The organism is Actinoplanes sp. NPDC051346, assembly GCF_040682215.1.
Lineage (GTDB): Bacteria > Actinomycetota > Actinomycetes > Mycobacteriales > Micromonosporaceae > Actinoplanes.
This window is the reverse complement of record NZ_JBFBAJ010000004.1, coordinates 569125-584155: the sequence shown is the minus strand read 5'-3', so window position 1 is coordinate 584155 and position 15031 is coordinate 569125. Positions and strand designations below refer to the sequence as shown.

At 70.4% G+C, this 15031-nt stretch carries 19 protein-coding genes; 10 read left to right on the top strand and 9 right to left on the bottom strand.

Annotation, left to right across the window (positions count from 1 at the left end; translation table 11 throughout):
* Nucleotides 1-50 precede the first annotated feature (50 nt).
* A complete protein-coding gene (locus AB0M36_RS14045; protein WP_364156557.1) occupies nt 51-407 on the top strand; it encodes a DUF6204 family protein in 357 nt (118 codons plus the stop codon).
* Here the strand turns inward: AB0M36_RS14045 and AB0M36_RS14040 are convergent.
* Together AB0M36_RS14040 and AB0M36_RS14035 are read right to left on the bottom strand one after the other, a co-directional pair.
* Nucleotides 404-898 (bottom strand): GNAT family N-acetyltransferase, encoded by a 495-nt coding sequence (locus AB0M36_RS14040; RefSeq protein WP_364156555.1) that lies wholly within the window; start codon nt 896-898, stop codon nt 404-406. The two genes, AB0M36_RS14045 and AB0M36_RS14040, sit on opposite strands and share 4 nt — an antisense overlap.
* Nucleotides 895-1287 carry a VOC family protein gene (locus AB0M36_RS14035; protein ID WP_364156552.1) on the bottom strand — a complete coding sequence of 131 codons (393 nt, stop codon included), beginning with the start codon at nt 1285-1287 and terminating at the stop codon, nt 895-897. The genes AB0M36_RS14040 and AB0M36_RS14035 overlap by 4 nt, the downstream gene beginning before the upstream one ends.
* A gap of 66 nt (nt 1288-1353) precedes the next feature.
* On the opposite strand from AB0M36_RS14035, the gene AB0M36_RS14030 reads away from it, so the two are divergent.
* Complete coding sequence (locus AB0M36_RS14030; protein WP_364156549.1) at nt 1354-2034, top strand: Clp protease N-terminal domain-containing protein; 681 nt, start codon at nt 1354-1356, stop codon at nt 2032-2034.
* Here the strand turns inward: AB0M36_RS14030 and AB0M36_RS14025 are convergent.
* Complete coding sequence (locus AB0M36_RS14025; RefSeq protein WP_364156546.1) at nt 2019-2486, bottom strand: heme-degrading domain-containing protein; 468 nt, start codon at nt 2484-2486, stop codon at nt 2019-2021. The two genes, AB0M36_RS14030 and AB0M36_RS14025, sit on opposite strands and share 16 nt — an antisense overlap.
* A gap of 130 nt (nt 2487-2616) precedes the next feature.
* Between AB0M36_RS14025 and AB0M36_RS14020 the strand changes: the two genes are divergently transcribed.
* The 4 genes from AB0M36_RS14020 to AB0M36_RS14005 are packed head-to-tail and all read left to right on the top strand — an operon-like array spanning nt 2617 to nt 5203.
* Nucleotides 2617-3429, top strand: a complete 813-nt coding sequence (locus tag AB0M36_RS14020; protein ID WP_364156543.1) for an endonuclease/exonuclease/phosphatase family protein — start codon at nt 2617-2619, stop codon at nt 3427-3429.
* 22 nt (nt 3430-3451) lie between these two features.
* Entirely contained in the window at nt 3452-3889 is a 438-nt protein-coding gene (locus tag AB0M36_RS14015) for a MarR family transcriptional regulator (RefSeq protein WP_364156536.1), read from the top strand.
* 15 nt (nt 3890-3904) lie between these two features.
* Nucleotides 3905-4324 carry an organic hydroperoxide resistance protein gene (locus AB0M36_RS14010; RefSeq protein WP_364156533.1) on the top strand — a complete coding sequence of 140 codons (420 nt, stop codon included), beginning with the start codon at nt 3905-3907 and terminating at the stop codon, nt 4322-4324.
* 57 nt (nt 4325-4381) lie between these two features.
* Complete coding sequence (locus AB0M36_RS14005; protein WP_364156530.1) at nt 4382-5203, top strand: alpha/beta hydrolase; 822 nt, start codon at nt 4382-4384, stop codon at nt 5201-5203.
* A gap of 99 nt (nt 5204-5302) precedes the next feature.
* Here AB0M36_RS14005 and AB0M36_RS14000 read toward each other — a convergent pair whose 3' ends face one another.
* The 3 genes from AB0M36_RS14000 to AB0M36_RS13990 all read right to left on the bottom strand — a co-directional run bounded on the left by AB0M36_RS14000 (nt 5303) and on the right by AB0M36_RS13990 (nt 8827).
* The gene (locus AB0M36_RS14000) at nt 5303-6256 is read right to left on the bottom strand and encodes a tyrosine-type recombinase/integrase (protein WP_364156528.1); all 954 of its coding nucleotides are present in this window, start codon (nt 6254-6256) and stop codon (nt 5303-5305) included.
* A 302-nt stretch (nt 6257-6558) separates the two neighbouring features.
* On the bottom strand, nt 6559-8157 hold the full coding sequence (locus AB0M36_RS13995; protein WP_364156525.1) for a DUF885 domain-containing protein: 1599 nt from the start codon (nt 8155-8157) through the stop codon (nt 6559-6561).
* A 55-nt stretch (nt 8158-8212) separates the two neighbouring features.
* Complete coding sequence (locus AB0M36_RS13990; RefSeq protein WP_364156522.1) at nt 8213-8827, bottom strand: hypothetical protein; 615 nt, start codon at nt 8825-8827, stop codon at nt 8213-8215.
* A gap of 282 nt (nt 8828-9109) precedes the next feature.
* Here AB0M36_RS13990 and AB0M36_RS13985 point away from each other — a divergent pair, with 282 nt between their 5' ends.
* Both AB0M36_RS13985 and AB0M36_RS13980 read left to right on the top strand, forming a co-directional pair.
* Complete coding sequence (locus tag AB0M36_RS13985; RefSeq protein ID WP_364156519.1) at nt 9110-10039, top strand: hypothetical protein; 930 nt, start codon at nt 9110-9112, stop codon at nt 10037-10039.
* A gap of 392 nt (nt 10040-10431) precedes the next feature.
* Nucleotides 10432-11232, top strand: a complete 801-nt coding sequence (locus AB0M36_RS13980) for a lysophospholipid acyltransferase family protein (protein ID WP_364156517.1) — start codon at nt 10432-10434, stop codon at nt 11230-11232.
* A gap of 66 nt (nt 11233-11298) precedes the next feature.
* Here the strand turns inward: AB0M36_RS13980 and AB0M36_RS13975 are convergent, their stop codons facing one another.
* A complete protein-coding gene (locus tag AB0M36_RS13975) occupies nt 11299-11427 on the bottom strand; it encodes a hypothetical protein (RefSeq protein ID WP_364156515.1) in 129 nt (42 codons plus the stop codon).
* 261 nt (nt 11428-11688) lie between these two features.
* Here AB0M36_RS13975 and AB0M36_RS13970 point away from each other — a divergent pair, with 261 nt between their 5' ends.
* Both AB0M36_RS13970 and AB0M36_RS13965 read left to right on the top strand, forming a co-directional pair.
* On the top strand, nt 11689-12318 hold the full coding sequence (locus tag AB0M36_RS13970; RefSeq protein WP_364156512.1) for an SMI1/KNR4 family protein: 630 nt from the start codon (nt 11689-11691) through the stop codon (nt 12316-12318).
* 191 nt (nt 12319-12509) lie between these two features.
* Entirely contained in the window at nt 12510-13928 is a 1419-nt protein-coding gene (locus tag AB0M36_RS13965; protein ID WP_364156510.1) for an NF041680 family putative transposase, read from the top strand.
* A gap of 155 nt (nt 13929-14083) precedes the next feature.
* Here AB0M36_RS13965 and AB0M36_RS13960 read toward each other — a convergent pair whose 3' ends face one another.
* Together AB0M36_RS13960 and AB0M36_RS13955 are read right to left on the bottom strand one after the other, a co-directional pair.
* A complete protein-coding gene (locus tag AB0M36_RS13960) occupies nt 14084-14311 on the bottom strand; it encodes a hypothetical protein (RefSeq protein WP_364156507.1) in 228 nt (75 codons plus the stop codon).
* Nucleotides 14312-14341: 30 nt separating this feature from the next.
* Nucleotides 14342-14851, bottom strand: a complete 510-nt coding sequence (locus tag AB0M36_RS13955) for a hypothetical protein (RefSeq protein WP_364156505.1) — start codon at nt 14849-14851, stop codon at nt 14342-14344.
* Nucleotides 14852-15031: the final 180 nt, after the last annotated feature.

The window sequence follows — 15031 nt, the reverse complement described above, 5'->3', positions numbered from 1 at the left end:
CGCATGAAAACCGATGGTGGTCGCACCCCGGCCGCCACTACGGTCGGGCCATGGGATCACGCACCATCCGGGTCACCGTACGCGGCGCCTTCAACGAGCTCACCACCGAGCAGCGCGCCGCTCTGCTGGCCGACGCCGCCGCGCACGACGTCGCATTCGCCGCCTTCACTGCCGACGGGTCGATGACCTATGACATCGCGGCCCGCCCGTTCTTCACCTTCCGCTTCGCCGACAGCGTCGACGACGAGCGGGACATCCCGGCGGTGACCCGGCGCGCCGAGGCCGCCGCGGTGCGCTGGCTGACCTCCCACGGGTACGCCTTCAAGAACCTCACCGCGCAGACGGTCGACATGTCGCTGACGCCGCTGGGCAGCCGGGGCCGCCGGGAGGCCGGCCGCGCCGGCTAGCGTGCCCGCACGTGCAGGTGCCCGTCGTAGGGGAACGGGTGCTGGGCCGCGTACGTCTCGGCGTACGCGTAGCCGGTTTTGAGCGCGACCCGGCACGACGCGGCGTTGGGGACCTGATGCAGCAGCCGCAGCTGGCCCAGGTCCGGGAATTCGGCGAACGCCCACCCGGTCAGGAGCTCCAGCGCGCGGGAGGCGACACCGCGTCCGCGCGCCGCGGCGGCGGTCCAGTAACCGACCTCGCCGTCGGGCCGCTTCAGCGCGGCGTGCCCGACCAGCCCATGGTCGTCGAGCACGGCGAAGGCGTACCGGGTGCCGGTCCGCCAGCCGTGTTGCTGCGTCCGCAGCCAGGCGGCCGCCGTCGTCTCGTCGGTGACCCGCAGGGACGTCCACCGGCGCAGTTCGGGGTCGGCGGCCACGGCGATCAGGGCGGCCGCGTCGCCGTCGTCCCACGCGCGCAGGGTGAGCCCGTCGGCGGGTGGCGGTGGTTTCACGCTTGCGTCTGGCCGCGTTCGGCGGCACCGCGCTCGACGCAGAACTCGTTGCCCTCGGGGTCGCGCAGGGTGACCCAGCCGAGGCCGTCGTCCTTGCGGTGGTCCTCGTGCAGGGTGGCGCCGGCCGCGAGCAGCCGCTCGACGGTCTCGTCGCGGGTGCCCACCGGCGGCTCGATGTCGAGGTGGACGCGGTTCTTGACGATCTTTTCTTCGGGTACGCGGATGAACAGCAGGCCGGGGGAGCCGGACTCCTCGCTGGTGAGCAACGCCTCGTCGTCGCCGGGGGCGTCCTCGTCGGAGACGGTGTATCCCGTGACCTGCGCCCAGAATTGGGCAAGCCGCCACGGGTCGTGCGCGTCGATCGTGATGTGCCGGATGGGGGTGGTCATGGCACCGGAGGATACGCGTCAACCAATGGTTGACGACTGCAGGATCGTCAACCTACAGTTGACGGCATGACCCAGATCACGCCGCCCGTCCGGCTCGACGACCTCATCCACACCATCACCAGCAACCGCCCCGACGCCCCGCTCGACCGGCTCTCCGACGCCGTCCTGCTCGCCGACCACCTCGGCGAACTCGCCGACCACCTCATCGGCCACTTCGTCGACCAGGCCCGCCGCTCCGGCGCGTCCTGGACCGACATCGGCCGCAGCATGGGCGTCTCCAAGCAGGCCGCCCAGAAGCGCTTCGTTCCCAAGACCGACCTCGACCCGTCGCAGGGCTTCAGCCGCTTCACCGACAACGCCCGCAGCACCGTCGTCGGCGCCATGAACGCCGCCCGCGCCACCGGCCACCCCGAGATCCACCCCGAACACCTGCTGCTCGGCCTGCTCGACGTGCCCGGCGCCAGCGCGCACGACGCCCTCGGCGACTTCGGCGGAGTCCGCGAGGCCGCCCACGCCGCCCTGCCCGAGGCGCCCGGCGGCGAACTGCCGACGCTCATCCCGTTCGACGCCCGGACCCGCAAGATCCTCGAACTCACCTTCCGCGAGGCCCTGCGCCTCGGCGACGACCGCGTCGGCACCGGCCACATCCTGCTCGCCCTGCTCGAAGAGGCCCAGGGCGGCGGCGTGCTCGGCACCCTCGGCCTCGACAAGGCCGCCGTCGAGGCGACCCTTCAGTCCGCCAGGTAGGCCTCGATCGCCTCGACCACCAGGGCGTGGTCGTCGGCCTGCGGCAACCCCGACACGGTCACCACGCCCACCACACCCACGCCGTCCACGCGTACGGGAAAAGCACCACCGTGCGCCGCGTAATCTCCCGGGTCCACCCCGTACTTCGCGTCGAGGGCGTCGCCCTTGGCCGCCAGTCGCCGACCGACCAGGTACGACGAGGCCGCGAACCGTTCCACCACCCGTACCTTGCGGAGGATCCAATGGTCGTTGTCCGCCGTGCTGCCGGGCAGCGCCGCGTGGAACAGCTGCTGGGTCCCGCGCCGGATGTCGATGGCCACGGGCAGGTCCCGGCCGGTGGCCAGATCCACCAGCAGGCTGCCCAGATGCCAGGCGTCCGCGTTGTCGAACCGGTCGAACGTCAGGCGCTCTTCCTGCTCCTCGAGCCGGGCGATGAGGTCGTCGTCGCTCATCCGCCCATTCTGGAGCAAGATCAGCCCCGGCGGCGCCGCAACCAGATCCCGACCATCCCGATCAGCAAGAACACCGACGCCGCGCAGCACACCGCCTTGAACACGAGCCCACCTCCGTAGTCTTGGTCCCGTGCGCCTGGCCACCTTCAACCTGCTGCACGGCAGGTCCCTCTCCGACGGCAACGTACACGCCGACCGCGTCGCCGCCGCCGTCGCCGACCTCGACGCCGACGTCCTCGGCCTGCAGGAGGTCGACCGCGCCCAGCCCCGCAGCGGCCACCTCGACCTGACCGCCATCGCCGCAGACGCCCTCGGCGCCCCGGCCCACCGCTTCGCCGCCGCCATCGCCGGCACGCCGGGGGAGACCTGGCAGCCCTGGCGCTCCGAGGACGACAACGTCCATCCGCTCTACGGCATCGCCCTGGTCAGCCGCTATCCGGTGGCCCGCTGGCAGATCACCCAGCTGCCCGCCGCCCCGGTGCGCTCACCGGTGTGGGCGCCCGGCCCCGACGGCGGCCTGCTGCTGCTCAAGGACGAACCGCGCGTCCTGATCGCCGCCGTCATCGACGCGCCCACCGGGCCGATGACGGTCGCCACCACCCACCTGTCGTTCGTGCCGGGCTGGAACATCCGCCAGCTCCGCGCCGCCGTGCGCGCCCTGCGGTCCCTGCCCGCGCCCCGGGTGCTGCTCGGCGACCTCAACATGCCCGGCGGACCCGTACGCGCCTTCACCGGCTGGCGCAGCCTCGCCCGCCGCCCCACGTTCCCCAGCCCGGCGCCGCGCGCGCAGCTCGACCACATCCTGGCCGACCCCCGCGGCGCCGCCCGGCTCGGCCCCGTGGTGCAGGTCCGCACCCCCGCCGCCGCCATCTCCGACCACCGCCCGCTGGTCGTCCACCTCGACCCGATGTGGCCGCCACCACCTTTGGTTGTGCACAACTGAATTGCGCACTACTGTTCTGTCCATGGAACAGAGCACCGGCCTGGAGCACATGATCTGCTTCGAGCTCTACGCGGCCTCCCGGGCCATGACCAGCCTCTACCGGCCGGCGCTCGACACCCACGGCCTCACCTACCCCCAATACGTCGCCCTGCGCGTCATCTGGCACCGCGGCCGCATCACCGTCCGCGACCTCGGCGCCGCCCTACGCCTCGACAGCGGCACCCTCTCGCCACTGCTCAAGCGCCTCGAAAGCCAGGACCTCATCCGCCGCGAACGCGGCACCGACGACGAACGCGTCGTCTGGATCAGCACCACCCCCGCCGGCACCGCCCTGCGACAACAGGTCGCCGACCTGCCCCAGCGCCTCGCCTGCGCCCTCGACCTCACCGTCGAAGACTTCACCACCCTGCAACACCTGCTCAGCCGCATCCGCGGCGCCGCAACCACCTCCGCGATCTGAACGGGAGACCCCCCAATGCAGTCCCTCTACACCGCCTCAGCCACCGCCACCGGAGACGGCCGCGGCGGACACACCCGCTCCAGCGACGGCGTCCTCGACCTCGACCTCGCCGTCCCGAAGGAGCTCGGCGGCCCCGGCGGCGCCCTCACCAACCCCGAGCAGCTCTTCGCCGCCGGCTACGCCGCCTGCTTCCACAGCGCCCTCAAGCTCGTCGCCGGCAAGCAGAAGATCACCCTCACCGACACCGCCATCACCGTCGACGCCGGCATCGGCCCCAACGACTCCGGCGGCTTCGGCCTCACCATCGCCATCGAAGCCGAACTCCCCGGCCTCGACGAAGCCACCGCCCAGCAGCTCCTCGCCGCCGCACACCAGGTCTGCCCCTACAGCAACGCCACCCGCGGCAACGTCGACGTCACCCTCACCCTCGCCTGACGCTCCCCGCCCCCGTCCCCATCCCCCCATCCCCGCCCTCGCCCGAGAGGCACTGCCATGCCCACCATCACCGTCAGCGCCGGCGTCGACCTGCACTACCAGGACCACGGCGCCGGCGACCCCGTCGTCCTCATCCACGGCTGGCCCCTGTCCGGGCGCAGCTGGGAAGCCCAGATCCCGGCCCTCGTCGCCGCCGGCAAGCGCGTGATCACCTACGACCGCCGCGGCTTCGGCCAGAGCAGCCAGCCCTGGGACGGCTACGACTACGACACCTTCGCCGCCGACCTCGACGCCCTGCTCACCCAGCTCGACCTCACCGGCGTCACCCTCGTCGGCTTCTCCATGGGCGGCGGAGAAGTGGCCCGCTACCTCGGCACCTACGGCAGCGGACGCATCAGCAAGGCCGTCTTCGCCGGCGCCATCCCGCCGTACATCCGCAAGAGCGAGGACAACCCCGACGGCGCCCTCGACGACGCCGCCATCCAGTCCTTCCAGCACGGCGTCACCGCCGACCGCATCGCCTTCGTCGACGGCTTCGCCACCGGCTTCTACCTGGCCGGCGACAAGCCCACAGTGAGCGACAGCCAGGTCCGCTTCGCCCAGGAACTCGCCCACCTCGCCTCACCCAAGGCCACCCTGGACAGCATCGCCGCCTTCGGCTACACCGACTTCCGCGGCGACCTGGAAAAGATCGACATTCCCACCCTGGTCATCCACGGGGACAGCGACGCCATCGTCCCCATCGAGAACAGCGGCAAGCGCACGGCCGAGTCGATCCCGGGCGCCAAACTCGTCGTCATCGAGAACGGGCCCCACGGCATCAACACCTCGCACCCGGCCGAGTTCAACGAGGCGCTGATCAGCTTCCTGAACGGCTGAGTTTGTCTCTGCCCCGGGCGCGGTGGGCGCGCCCGGGGCAGAGCTGTCTGCGCTCTCAGCGGGATTGCTGTCTTCAGGCCCTGCCGTCGTTCGTCGCGACTACTGGAGACGGCCGAGGGCCCGGTTCGTGCGGTTGGCCCGCACCGCCGCCCGCTGCTGAGCCGCCGTCACCTCGATATACCCCTGCGACGTCGTCAACGACGCATGCCCCAACAACCGCATGATCTCCGACGCGTTCGCCCCGTCCTCCGCCAACCGCGTCGCGAACGTATGCCGCAACGCGTGCAACTGCGCACCCCGAGGCACCCGATCCGACACCCCGGCCCGCCGAAAACACGACTGCACCAGATACTGCAGCCCACCCCGGCGCAACGGCGCGCCCTGCCGGTCCACCAGCAACGGATCCTGCGGCCGTACCCGCCCGAACCGCACCTGCCGGCTCTCCACATAGCGCGCCACCACGGCGTCCAACTCCGGCTCGATCGGCACCGTACGCGGCCGCCCACCCTTACCGGCCACCTCGACCCGCCGCTCACCCGGCCGACCCGACAACGAACCGGCACGCAGCGCCAACAACTCCGACAACCGCAGCCCGGCACACAACGCCAGCGCCAACACGGCCACATCCCGCTCCGGCCACGGATCCCGCTGCCGCTCGTCGGCGTGGTTGACCGCCTCCAGCAACTGCTCCGGAGTGTCCTCACCGCGCAGCGGCTTGGGGGAGGGCACCGATATCCGCGGCTTGCCGACCGCCGACATCGGATTGCCGGCCACCACGCCGTCGACGACGAGAAATCCGAAGAACGAATTCCAGCTCGACCAGGCCCGATACACCGAGGCGGGGGAGCGGCCGGCGGCGAAGGACCCAAAAGCCGTTCGCAGCGTACGGGGGGAGAGGTCACCGAGAGTGACCTGATCGCCGAGCAGGCGCAGGACGGCGAGAAGGTCGCGGCGGCAGGCGAGGAGGGTGTGCTCGGAGGGTTTGCGCGCGGCCCGTGCGGCGAGAAACTCCTCGATCAAGCCTTCGACCGCAGTGCCTTCTTTATCCTGCATAAGGAATATTATGCATGAAAGTCCCATCCGGCGGGCTGGCCATTTCGTACTTGTGGGTGCAGGCCGTGTCGTCGTGTCACGTAGAGGTGGCAAGCTTCGCGGGCCATGCAGATCCGGCGCGGCGGTCGATTTTGCCGCTGAGTCGCTGGCGGTGCGCGAGTCGGCCGGCAGACACTCTGCCTCCCGCGTGAGGCCGTCGCCGAACTTGCCCCGGGGTCGCCGAACTTGCCCCCGGGTGAGCCATCGCGCCCGGGGCAAACCGCCCCTCTTGGGGACCTCGCAGCGCTCAGGTTGACATAATATCAATTATCGACCAACTGGCCCGGACGGTCATCCAGCGCCTCCGTCAGCTGGTCCAATCCCAGCGAGCCGACGTTCAGCGCCCGCTGGTGGAATGCTCGCCGGTCGCCGCGGAAGGATGAGCGGCCTTCCAGCCACACCCGTTCTCCTACCTTGTAGGTAAGGGCCTGACCTGGCCTGCCCAGATAGCGCGCGAGCTCCCCGGCCGCGTACGGCCCTTGAAGACAGCGGTCCCGCAGCAGCCGCAGCGCGGCGTCCGGCGTCCACAGCCGTAGGTGCAGGCCGATGTCGAGCACGACCCGTGCCGCCCTCAGCAGCTGTGAGGACAGGTACCCCAGGCGTGCGCCCGGCTGCTCGTAGCGGCCGAGTTCATCCATGAACCGTTCGGCGTACAAGGCCCAGCCCTCGTGGCAGCCGGAAAGTCCGCCGAGCAGTTTCAGGCGCTGTCCTAAACCGCCCTGGCAGGCCTCGTACCCGATCTGGAGGTGATGGCCGGGAACGCCCTCGTGGTAGGCGATGCTGTAGGCCCGCCAGGTGGGGAAGCTCGCCTGGCCCTCGGGGAGAAACCACCAGACCCTGCCTGGCCGGGTCAGGTCCTGCGACGGTCCGGTGTAGCCGGTGCCGGCCGACACGGTCACCCGGGACTCGATGCGCCGCAGCGGCGCGGGGATGTCGAAGTGGACGCCGTGCAACTGCTCGGTGGTGGCCTCCAGCAAATCCTGCAGCCATGCGCCGAACTCGGCCCGGCTGTGCAGGGTGCCCGGCGCGTCGGGGTCGCCGAGCCGGTCGAGCACCTCGGGTACGCTCCCGCCCAGCGCCTTCGCCTCGGCGACCAGTTCCGCCTCGATCTTGGTGAACTCGTCCCAGCCCCAGTCGTGGAGCTCGCGCAGATCCGGCTCGCTGCCGAGGAAGGTCCGCACCCAGAGCGCGTACCGATGCGGTCCGAAGGCTTCCGCGCTGTGCGCCCGCGGTGCCAGGTCCGTGGTCAGCGTCGCGGCCAGTCGCTGGTACGCCTCCCCCGCGCTCCTCGCCGCCGCCCGCAACGCCGCCCGCTGCCGTTCGCCGCCGTAACGTTCCACCAGGGCGACGTCGTCGTCGACCCAGTCGCGGCAGCGTTGTGTCACGAGTTCCACTTGGCGCCGCGTCGGCGGGTGACCGCGCTCGGCGGCGAGCAGGAGGCTGCGGGCGTACCCGTCCAAGGCCGCGGGGATCGCGTCCTGGCGCGCGGCGACCCGGGCCCAGCCATCCTCGTAGGCTGCGCCCTCGGCGTCGCGGCCGGGCACCGCGGCCTCGACGCACTGGCGGATGAGCTGGAGCGGGCCGGTGGCCGCCGCGTGCAGTTCCCGCAGGTCCTCCCCGCCATTGTGGAAGGCGATGCGGGCGCGCAGCCGTTCGGCGAGGTGGGCATGCAGCGGGCTCGTCGCGGGCAGGGTTTCGAGCTCGCGCAGGGCGGAGGCGGCGAGATCGGCGCGGGCCTGATGGCCGTCCGGACTGTAGTCGGTGAGCCCGTCGACTTCCTCCTCGCCGACCTCGACCACCGCTGTGCACGGATCGAGGTCGGCTACGTCGCGCAGAAGCCGGTTTGCGAAATCCTCGATCACGGACGCGATGCTAGCGTCAGCGTGACGGCGGTAGGTGTTGTCCGCCGATGGCGGGCTATGCGATGAAGCGGGCGCGGCGGCGACGCGCGGCCAGCACGCCCACCGTACCGGCGGCGAGTAACAGCAGGCCGATCCCGCTGATCAATCCGGCCGTGGGGCCGGTGGTCGCCAGACTTCCCCGGCCGGCGACGACGCGGACGTTGCTGGTGCCCGTGATCGGTGCCAGTCCCTTGGCGGAGAACGTGATGGTCACCGTTCCGGTGTCGCCGACCCGGGCGCTCTTGGCGGCTTTCACCACCACGGGCAGGTACGACTCGATCGTCTCCCCCTCGAACGAGAGCTCTCCGGGCTCGGAGCAGATGACCCGGGTCGGTGACGGTTTGACGCAGTCGCCGCGGCCGTCGCTCGGGGTGATCCGGACCCCGGCGACCCCGCTCAGGTCGTAGGTGACCTTCGCTCCTGTCAGCTTCGTCGGGCCCGTGGACCAGAGGTTCGGTCCCAGCAGGTCGATGGCGGTGCCGCCCACGGGCACCTTGATGTCCGGGAAGGCGGCCGAGATCGGGTCGCCGCGGTGGACGCCCTCGGCCTGGGCCGGGCCCGCCACGGTGGCGAGGAGAGCGCCGGCTACCGCCAGCGCGCCTGTCAGGCGCCGCGCGTACAGATGCTGCATTGCCGGTGTCTCCTTCCCGAGGGTGTGGATCAGGTTGACGCAGCGTAGCCAGCGCGCGGACAAGTCTGTGGTGTGACACGCCTGTTGTCGCGGCTGAGCCGGCTCTTCATCCCCTGAGGCGTTCGCTCCGATGGCGGCGTCGCCGACCGCCGGTGGGGGCCTTCACCCCCGTGCCGCGCTCGACAGAATTCGGCGTGGCTCTCCCCCGCGGATCCGTTTGTGTCGGTGGGTGCTGGTAGAACTGACGACGTTGGAACACACGTACGACGGAAGGGCGGATCGATGGCAGCGGCGCTGACCGGTGTGCGAGGGCTCGGCACCGAGGAATTGCAGATGATCCGGGACGCGCTGGCGGCCGGGCGCAAGCCGAAGGTCGTGTTTACCGAGTCCGCGGGCCAGATCGCGGGCCAGTTGGGCCAGGTGGTGGCGCTGACCGATCCGGCGGAGTCGGACGAGTGGGTGGTGGTGCGGTTCGGCCGTGACGAGCTGCCGTTCGCTCCGGCTGACTTGCAGGTGGCTCCTAAGGGGGCGACGGCGCGGAGGGCTGCTCCCCCGCCGCCGGCGCCACCGGTGCGGCCGGAGCCCGAGTTTGTGATTGACAAGCCGGCGCCTCCCGCTCGGGGTGGCCGGACTGGCCGGGCGGGGCTCGCCGGCAGCGGAAATGCTGCGGTGGAGCCTGGTGCGAGTGCAAGTGCGAGTGCAAGTGCGAGTGCCGGTCGGGCGGGCAGCGGCGGGAGTGATGCCGAGTCGACGCGGCCGGATGGTGGGGCGGTGAACGGGCGGGCGCGCTCGCACACCTCGGCCTCGGGTTCGGGTGGTGCGGCTTCGTCGGCCGAGCTGGCATCGCGGGCTGGGGCAGATCCGGCGGGTGATCGGCGAGCTTCGGGTGTCACCGCGCCGGCTCCTCGCAAGGCATCGGGGCGGGCGGCGAAGCCGAAGCCGCCACCGGGGTTGACCGTCACACTCGCTTACACCGAGGGCGAATGGACGGTCGCGGCCAACCAGGGGACGAAGGCGCTGGCGAAGCCTTACGTGATCCGTCCCGCCGAGGCGATGCGGATGGTGTCGCTGGTCGACGTCCCCGGGGTTCAGGAGGCGGTGGAGCAGATCGTGGCTGCCGAGCGGGCCCAGGCGGAGCAGCAGGCGCAGCGACTGCGAGCGGAGCTGGCGGAGATCGAGGCGCGTCTGCGGGAGCTGGAGGACGCCGGTTGAGCACGCGGCACTTGAACGCACGGTTTCCCAGCGATGGCACTCCCCCAACGGCGCTCCGTGGCATCGGTCGGCCATGCACGACAGCGGCGATGGCTGGCGCAGCGGTTGCCGCGCCGTGAGCGGTCTTCGCTGCGGAGCAGGAGGCTGACAGGCGGTCTATGGGGGCTCCGGCCGTGGTTCGGGAGGACGGGACGCCTTTCGTCGGTCGGGTTGGAGGGACCGGTTCGCGTCGTGGGGTGATGTCGGGTCGTCGCTGCTGGATCTTGGGGGCGCGGAGTGCGGTGGGCACGTTGGCGGGGCGGGATGGCGCCTTGGTGTGACGCCGCTGTCGGGTGGGCTTCGGTCCAGGGGTGGGCGCGCCGGCGGGGCGGGCGTGCGATCATGCTGGACTGATGGATGCGTCATGGCGGGTTCCGGTGCTGTGGCGGGTGCTCCTGCGGTTCTCGCGGGTGCTCGTGCCGCTGATCTGCAGGTTGCGGGTGTCCGGGCAGGTGCCCTCGGAGCTGCGGCGGGGTCCGCTGCTTCTGGCGGCCAACCATGTCAGCCCGGTGGATCCGATCATCATGACCGCGGCGTGCAGCATTGCGGGAGTGGCGCCGCGGTTCATGGCCACCGGGGGGCTGTTCGACGCGCCGATCGCGGGGTGGGCGATGCGTGCCTCCGGGCATCTGCGGGTCGACCGGCATACGGCGCAGGTCGCCGAGGCGTTACCGAACGCGGCCGCCGCGTTGAGGGCCGGGTCGGTGGTGCTGGTGTATCCGGAGGGCCGGATCGGTCTGGACCCGTGGATGTGGCCCGAGCGCGGCAAGACCGGTGTGGCCCGGATGGCGGCGCTGTCCGGGGCGCCGGTCGTCCCGGTGGCGCAGTGGGGGTCGCATGCGGTGATGCCGTACACGGCGCCGAAGGATGTGGTGCGGGCGGTGCTCCGGGCGATGCGGCACCGGCCGGTGGTGTTGGTTCGTTTCGGTGAGCCGGTCGATCTGTCCGGCCTGACCGGTTCGCCGGGGGCGCAGGCCATGCGGGCGACCGATCGCATCATGCACGCGATCGCCGATACCCTGGTGCCGCTGCGTGCGGACGAGCCGGAGCTGCCGCGTTTCGTCGATCAGACCCGTCCGGTCGAGATGGCCCGGGTGCGGCGGCGCACGGAGGTCTCGCCCAGGCCGGACCCGCACCGGGCGCCCGGGCAGTAGTGTTGAGCGACAGGTTGATGTCACTGGGAACGACAGATTGATGTCACCAGTGCCGACAGGTTGTTGTCACTCGTAGCTGTGCCGACGGTGGTCGATGCTATAGCCGACGTCGTTGATCGGCAGGGCGCGGTGGGGGCCGGTGGAGCACTCGATCAGGCCGGTGTCCTTGAGCTTGTCGTTTAACCTCCGCCCCACCACCGGGCGCCACGGTGGACTAGCCCGCTGGGTCGTCAAACGGCGACTACAGCAAGTGCCGGTCTGTCCGCCGGGGCGCGGTAGGGACCGAGCCAAGCGCGCTTCTTCAGCGGCAGATCCGGATGCTGGGCAGTGCGCTCGAGCAAGGTGCCCAGCGGGAACTGTGGGCCGTGAACAGCACCCACTCGACGCGGCGCTTGGACTCGATGGAAGCAACAAGTTCCGACCCTCGGCATGCGGCGCGTAGGACATGCTGGATGTATGACGCACACCGTCGAACAGTCATGGGAAAGGATCCTCAGCTGGTTCGAGGAGCACTGCCCGACCGAACGTTTGGCGTTTCGGGGCCCGGCGACTGAGGAAGATCTCCACGCCGTTCAGCAAGCCACAGGCAGGCCTCTGCCGGCCGATCAACTGACATGGTGGCGACTGAGTGACGGCGCCGATGAGCCCGGCCCCGCCCTCATCCCCACGATTTGGAGGCCCGTACCCGTGGCCGAGGCCATGAAGAGGCGCCAAGCGCGGCTCAAGGACCTCGATCGATACTTTCCCAACATGGCCGTGCTGGACGAAGCGTCCGCCGGAACGGCCGCAGAGATTCCCTGGCTGCCCAGCTGGCTTCCCATCGCCGCCCACCCGGGCGGCGGTCACCTATTCCTCGACCTCCGCGAGGGACCAATGCACGGCTGCATCGGCGAGATGGACAAGGAGGACGTCGGATTCTGGAAGCCTGTCTGGCCCAGCGTCACCGCCATGCTCGCTGAGATAGCCGACGCCTTAGTCAACGGCACGGCCGCTAAAGGCCACTACCGGGCCAGAGTCGAGGACGACAGCCGTCTGTACTGGTGCTACGACCGCGAAGCCCACGCTTATCCAGGGCAACGTCCCTGACCGCATGAACGCACGCACTTCGGCAGATCTGTTCACATGGCGGGCCGTCTTCGACCGGGCTGCGTGTGAGTGAGCGTCATCCGGCGCCCGGGTAAGTGACGCCTCGGCATGCTGACGCATGCAGAGTCGTGTCCGCATCTATCGATGCTCGTTGTGGCGGTCGTGACGGACAGGGGGAAGCGATCGATGTGTTGGCGGAGTTTCGTGGGCAGCTCTACCGTTGCCTGACCAGGCGGGCGGACGCCTTGTTCGAGCTGACCGATGCCCTGCTATGCACCGATGGGCCGGTCAAGACCCTGGTCGGGTTGTCGCTAGCGCCGGAGCACCGACGTGGCCACGGCGCCATGTATGACGCGCTGAACCATGGCCGCATCGACGTCGAGTCGCTGCGCCGACAGTTGGCCGGCTTGCCGTTGCCGCGGGCGGCGGACGGGCGCCTGGTGCTGGCCGTCGACGTCTCGCCGTGGCTGCGTCCGGACGGGAACTGTAGTCCGCAGCGCTCGTTCTGCCACACCTACGGCCGTGGCAAGGACGAACACCGGATGATCCCAAGCTGGCCGTACTCGATCGTCGCTGCCCTGGAGACCGGCCGGACCTCCTGGACGGCCCTGCTGGACGCCGTTCGCCTGCCGCCGGGTGCGGACGTCACGATGATTACCTGCGCGCAGATCCGGCAGCTCGTCGACCGGCTGACCGGCGCGGGCCAATGGCAGGCCGGAGATCCCGAAATCCTGATCGTGCTCGACGCAGGCTACGAGGCCCCGCGCATCGCCTGGCTGCTCCGTGACCTGCCGATCGAGATCCTCGGCCGGATGCGCTCCGACCGAGTGCTGCGCCGAGCGACCCCGCCACGCGTCTATAACCCGGAAGGCGGTCGGCCGGCCAAGCACGGCGGCGAGTTCGTGTTCGGCGACCCGGCCACCTGGAACATCGAACAAGCGGTCACGAACACCGACACCCGCCTCTACAGCCAAGTGAAGACGCAGGCCTGGGACCGGCTGCACCCGCGACTCACCCGCCGAGCCGCCTGGATCGACCACGACGAGGCGTTGCCGATCATCGCGGGCACGGTCATCCGGCTCACCGTCGAGCACCTGCCCAGCCGCGGCGAGCCGAAGCCGGTATGGCTGTGGTGGTCCAACGTCGACGCCACCACGGAAGATGTCGACCGGTGCTGGCAGGCGTTCCTGCGCCGCTTCGACATCGAGCACACCTTCCGCCTACTCAAACAGACGCTGGGCTGGACCGCTCCGCAGCTGCGCGAGCCAGGTGCCGCGGACCGGTGGACGTGGCTGGTGCTGGCTGCGCATACTCAGTTACGCCTGGCCCGGCCCCTCGCCCAGGACCTGCGCCGGCCCTGGGAACGTCCGATGGCGCCGGAGCGACTCACCCCGGCCCGCGTGCGACGGGGGTTTCGGAACCTCCGCGCGGCCAGCAGCTCACCAGCACGTGCACCTAAACCCAGCCATCCCGGCCCGGGGCGTCCGCCGGGCTCCCGCAACCGGCGGCCCGCTGCCCGTCACGATGTGGGACTCATCCTGGTCACCGGCCAGGCACATCAGCGACCGGTCCACCACAAGAAGGGCACCAAGCCTCGCCGAACGGGTTAAACGACAAGTTGAGAGCCTGTTCCTAATCTTCTGATCATGCTCTGACCAGGATCTTTAGTCTGAAGTGGCTGCTGGCTGTCTTGATGAGCGGCCCGGTGTGCGGCTCTACCCTTGGCGGCATGGGCGGCGGTCGTCTGCTTCCGGTGGCGAAGGGCTCAGGTCGCAAGCCCGAGCCCGAGCCGGGGCCCGTGGCGGTGTCGCGGGTGTGACGGCGTGCTGCCGAAGAACGTAAGTAGAGCCCGGACGTTCTGCTCGCTGCGGGCCAGGTGCTCGGCGGCGTGAATATCGCCGGCGGCGTGCCGCACCCCGCTGTTGGGATCGGCGAGGAGCCGGTGTAGCTGGTCGCGGATCTTGGGCAGGTGGGAGGCCGTCCAGGTGCTCACCTTGGTTCCTCCGTCAGCGGCGGGCCGCCGTCAGCGGGCCTGGTCCCCGCCGTCCCGGCGGGGAGTGTCCCCGAGTACCGCCCACCAGGTCCGTACCTGCTCGTCGGTGGCCAGGCAGGTGTTCCTGCGGCCGTTGCTGCCGAGCGGAACCTCCTGGACGAGACCGACCTCGTAACCGGCGAGCCAGCCGCGCCGCTCGACCAGCGTGCCGCAGCGGTCGGTGTCCGTCAGGTAGGTGACGTCGACGATCTCGCCGGTGACATCGCCCAGGTTCGGCGCGGCCTGGGCCCTTCCGATCAGATAGGGCGGTCGGGCCACGAAGCCGGGCACCGGGTCGTCGACCACGTGAATCGCCGACGCGTAGTCACGGTCCTGGAGGTAGGAGTGGTAGTACAGGCCGGCGATGCCGAGCACCAGTCCGGCCGCCGCGCCCAGCCAGCCCAGCAGGACCACCCCGCCCGACGCAGCACCGTCGCCGCGTCGACCCAGGGAACTCACCACGAAGGGCGCCGCGCCCAGGACGACGATCAGCACCGGCACCAGCAGCCACGGCAGCAGTTTCCACAGCTCCCAGACGACGATCGTGGTGGCGTGGGACGCCTACCAGCAAACAGCGCCAATCCGACAATCGGAAGAACCCACCGCAGCGTACGACCCACTGGCTCCTCCTCGCGACGTCGTCGAGTCTTCGATTCTCCGACACCCTGTCCACAGGGTTTC

Coding starts and splice junctions, on each gene's coding strand:
- AB0M36_RS13980 (WP_364156517.1), top strand. CDS start 10,432: ATGGATGCGTCATGGCGGGTTCCGGTGCTGTGGCGGGTGCTCCTGCGG.
- AB0M36_RS13970 (WP_364156512.1), top strand. CDS start 11,689: ATGACGCACACCGTCGAACAGTCATGGGAAAGGATCCTCAGCTGGTTC.
- AB0M36_RS14035 (WP_364156552.1), bottom strand. CDS start 1,287: ATGACCACCCCCATCCGGCACATCACGATCGACGCGCACGACCCGTGG.
- AB0M36_RS13990 (WP_364156522.1), bottom strand. CDS start 8,827: ATGCAGCATCTGTACGCGCGGCGCCTGACAGGCGCGCTGGCGGTAGCC.
- AB0M36_RS14025 (WP_364156546.1), bottom strand. CDS start 2,486: ATGAGCGACGACGACCTCATCGCCCGGCTCGAGGAGCAGGAAGAGCGC.
- AB0M36_RS13985 (WP_364156519.1), top strand. CDS start 9,110: ATGGCAGCGGCGCTGACCGGTGTGCGAGGGCTCGGCACCGAGGAATTG.
- AB0M36_RS14045 (WP_364156557.1), top strand. CDS start 51: ATGGGATCACGCACCATCCGGGTCACCGTACGCGGCGCCTTCAACGAG.
- AB0M36_RS14015 (WP_364156536.1), top strand. CDS start 3,452: ATGGAACAGAGCACCGGCCTGGAGCACATGATCTGCTTCGAGCTCTAC.
- AB0M36_RS14030 (WP_364156549.1), top strand. CDS start 1,354: ATGACCCAGATCACGCCGCCCGTCCGGCTCGACGACCTCATCCACACC.
- AB0M36_RS14000 (WP_364156528.1), bottom strand. CDS start 6,256: ATGCAGGATAAAGAAGGCACTGCGGTCGAAGGCTTGATCGAGGAGTTT.
- AB0M36_RS14010 (WP_364156533.1), top strand. CDS start 3,905: ATGCAGTCCCTCTACACCGCCTCAGCCACCGCCACCGGAGACGGCCGC.
- AB0M36_RS14005 (WP_364156530.1), top strand. CDS start 4,382: ATGCCCACCATCACCGTCAGCGCCGGCGTCGACCTGCACTACCAGGAC.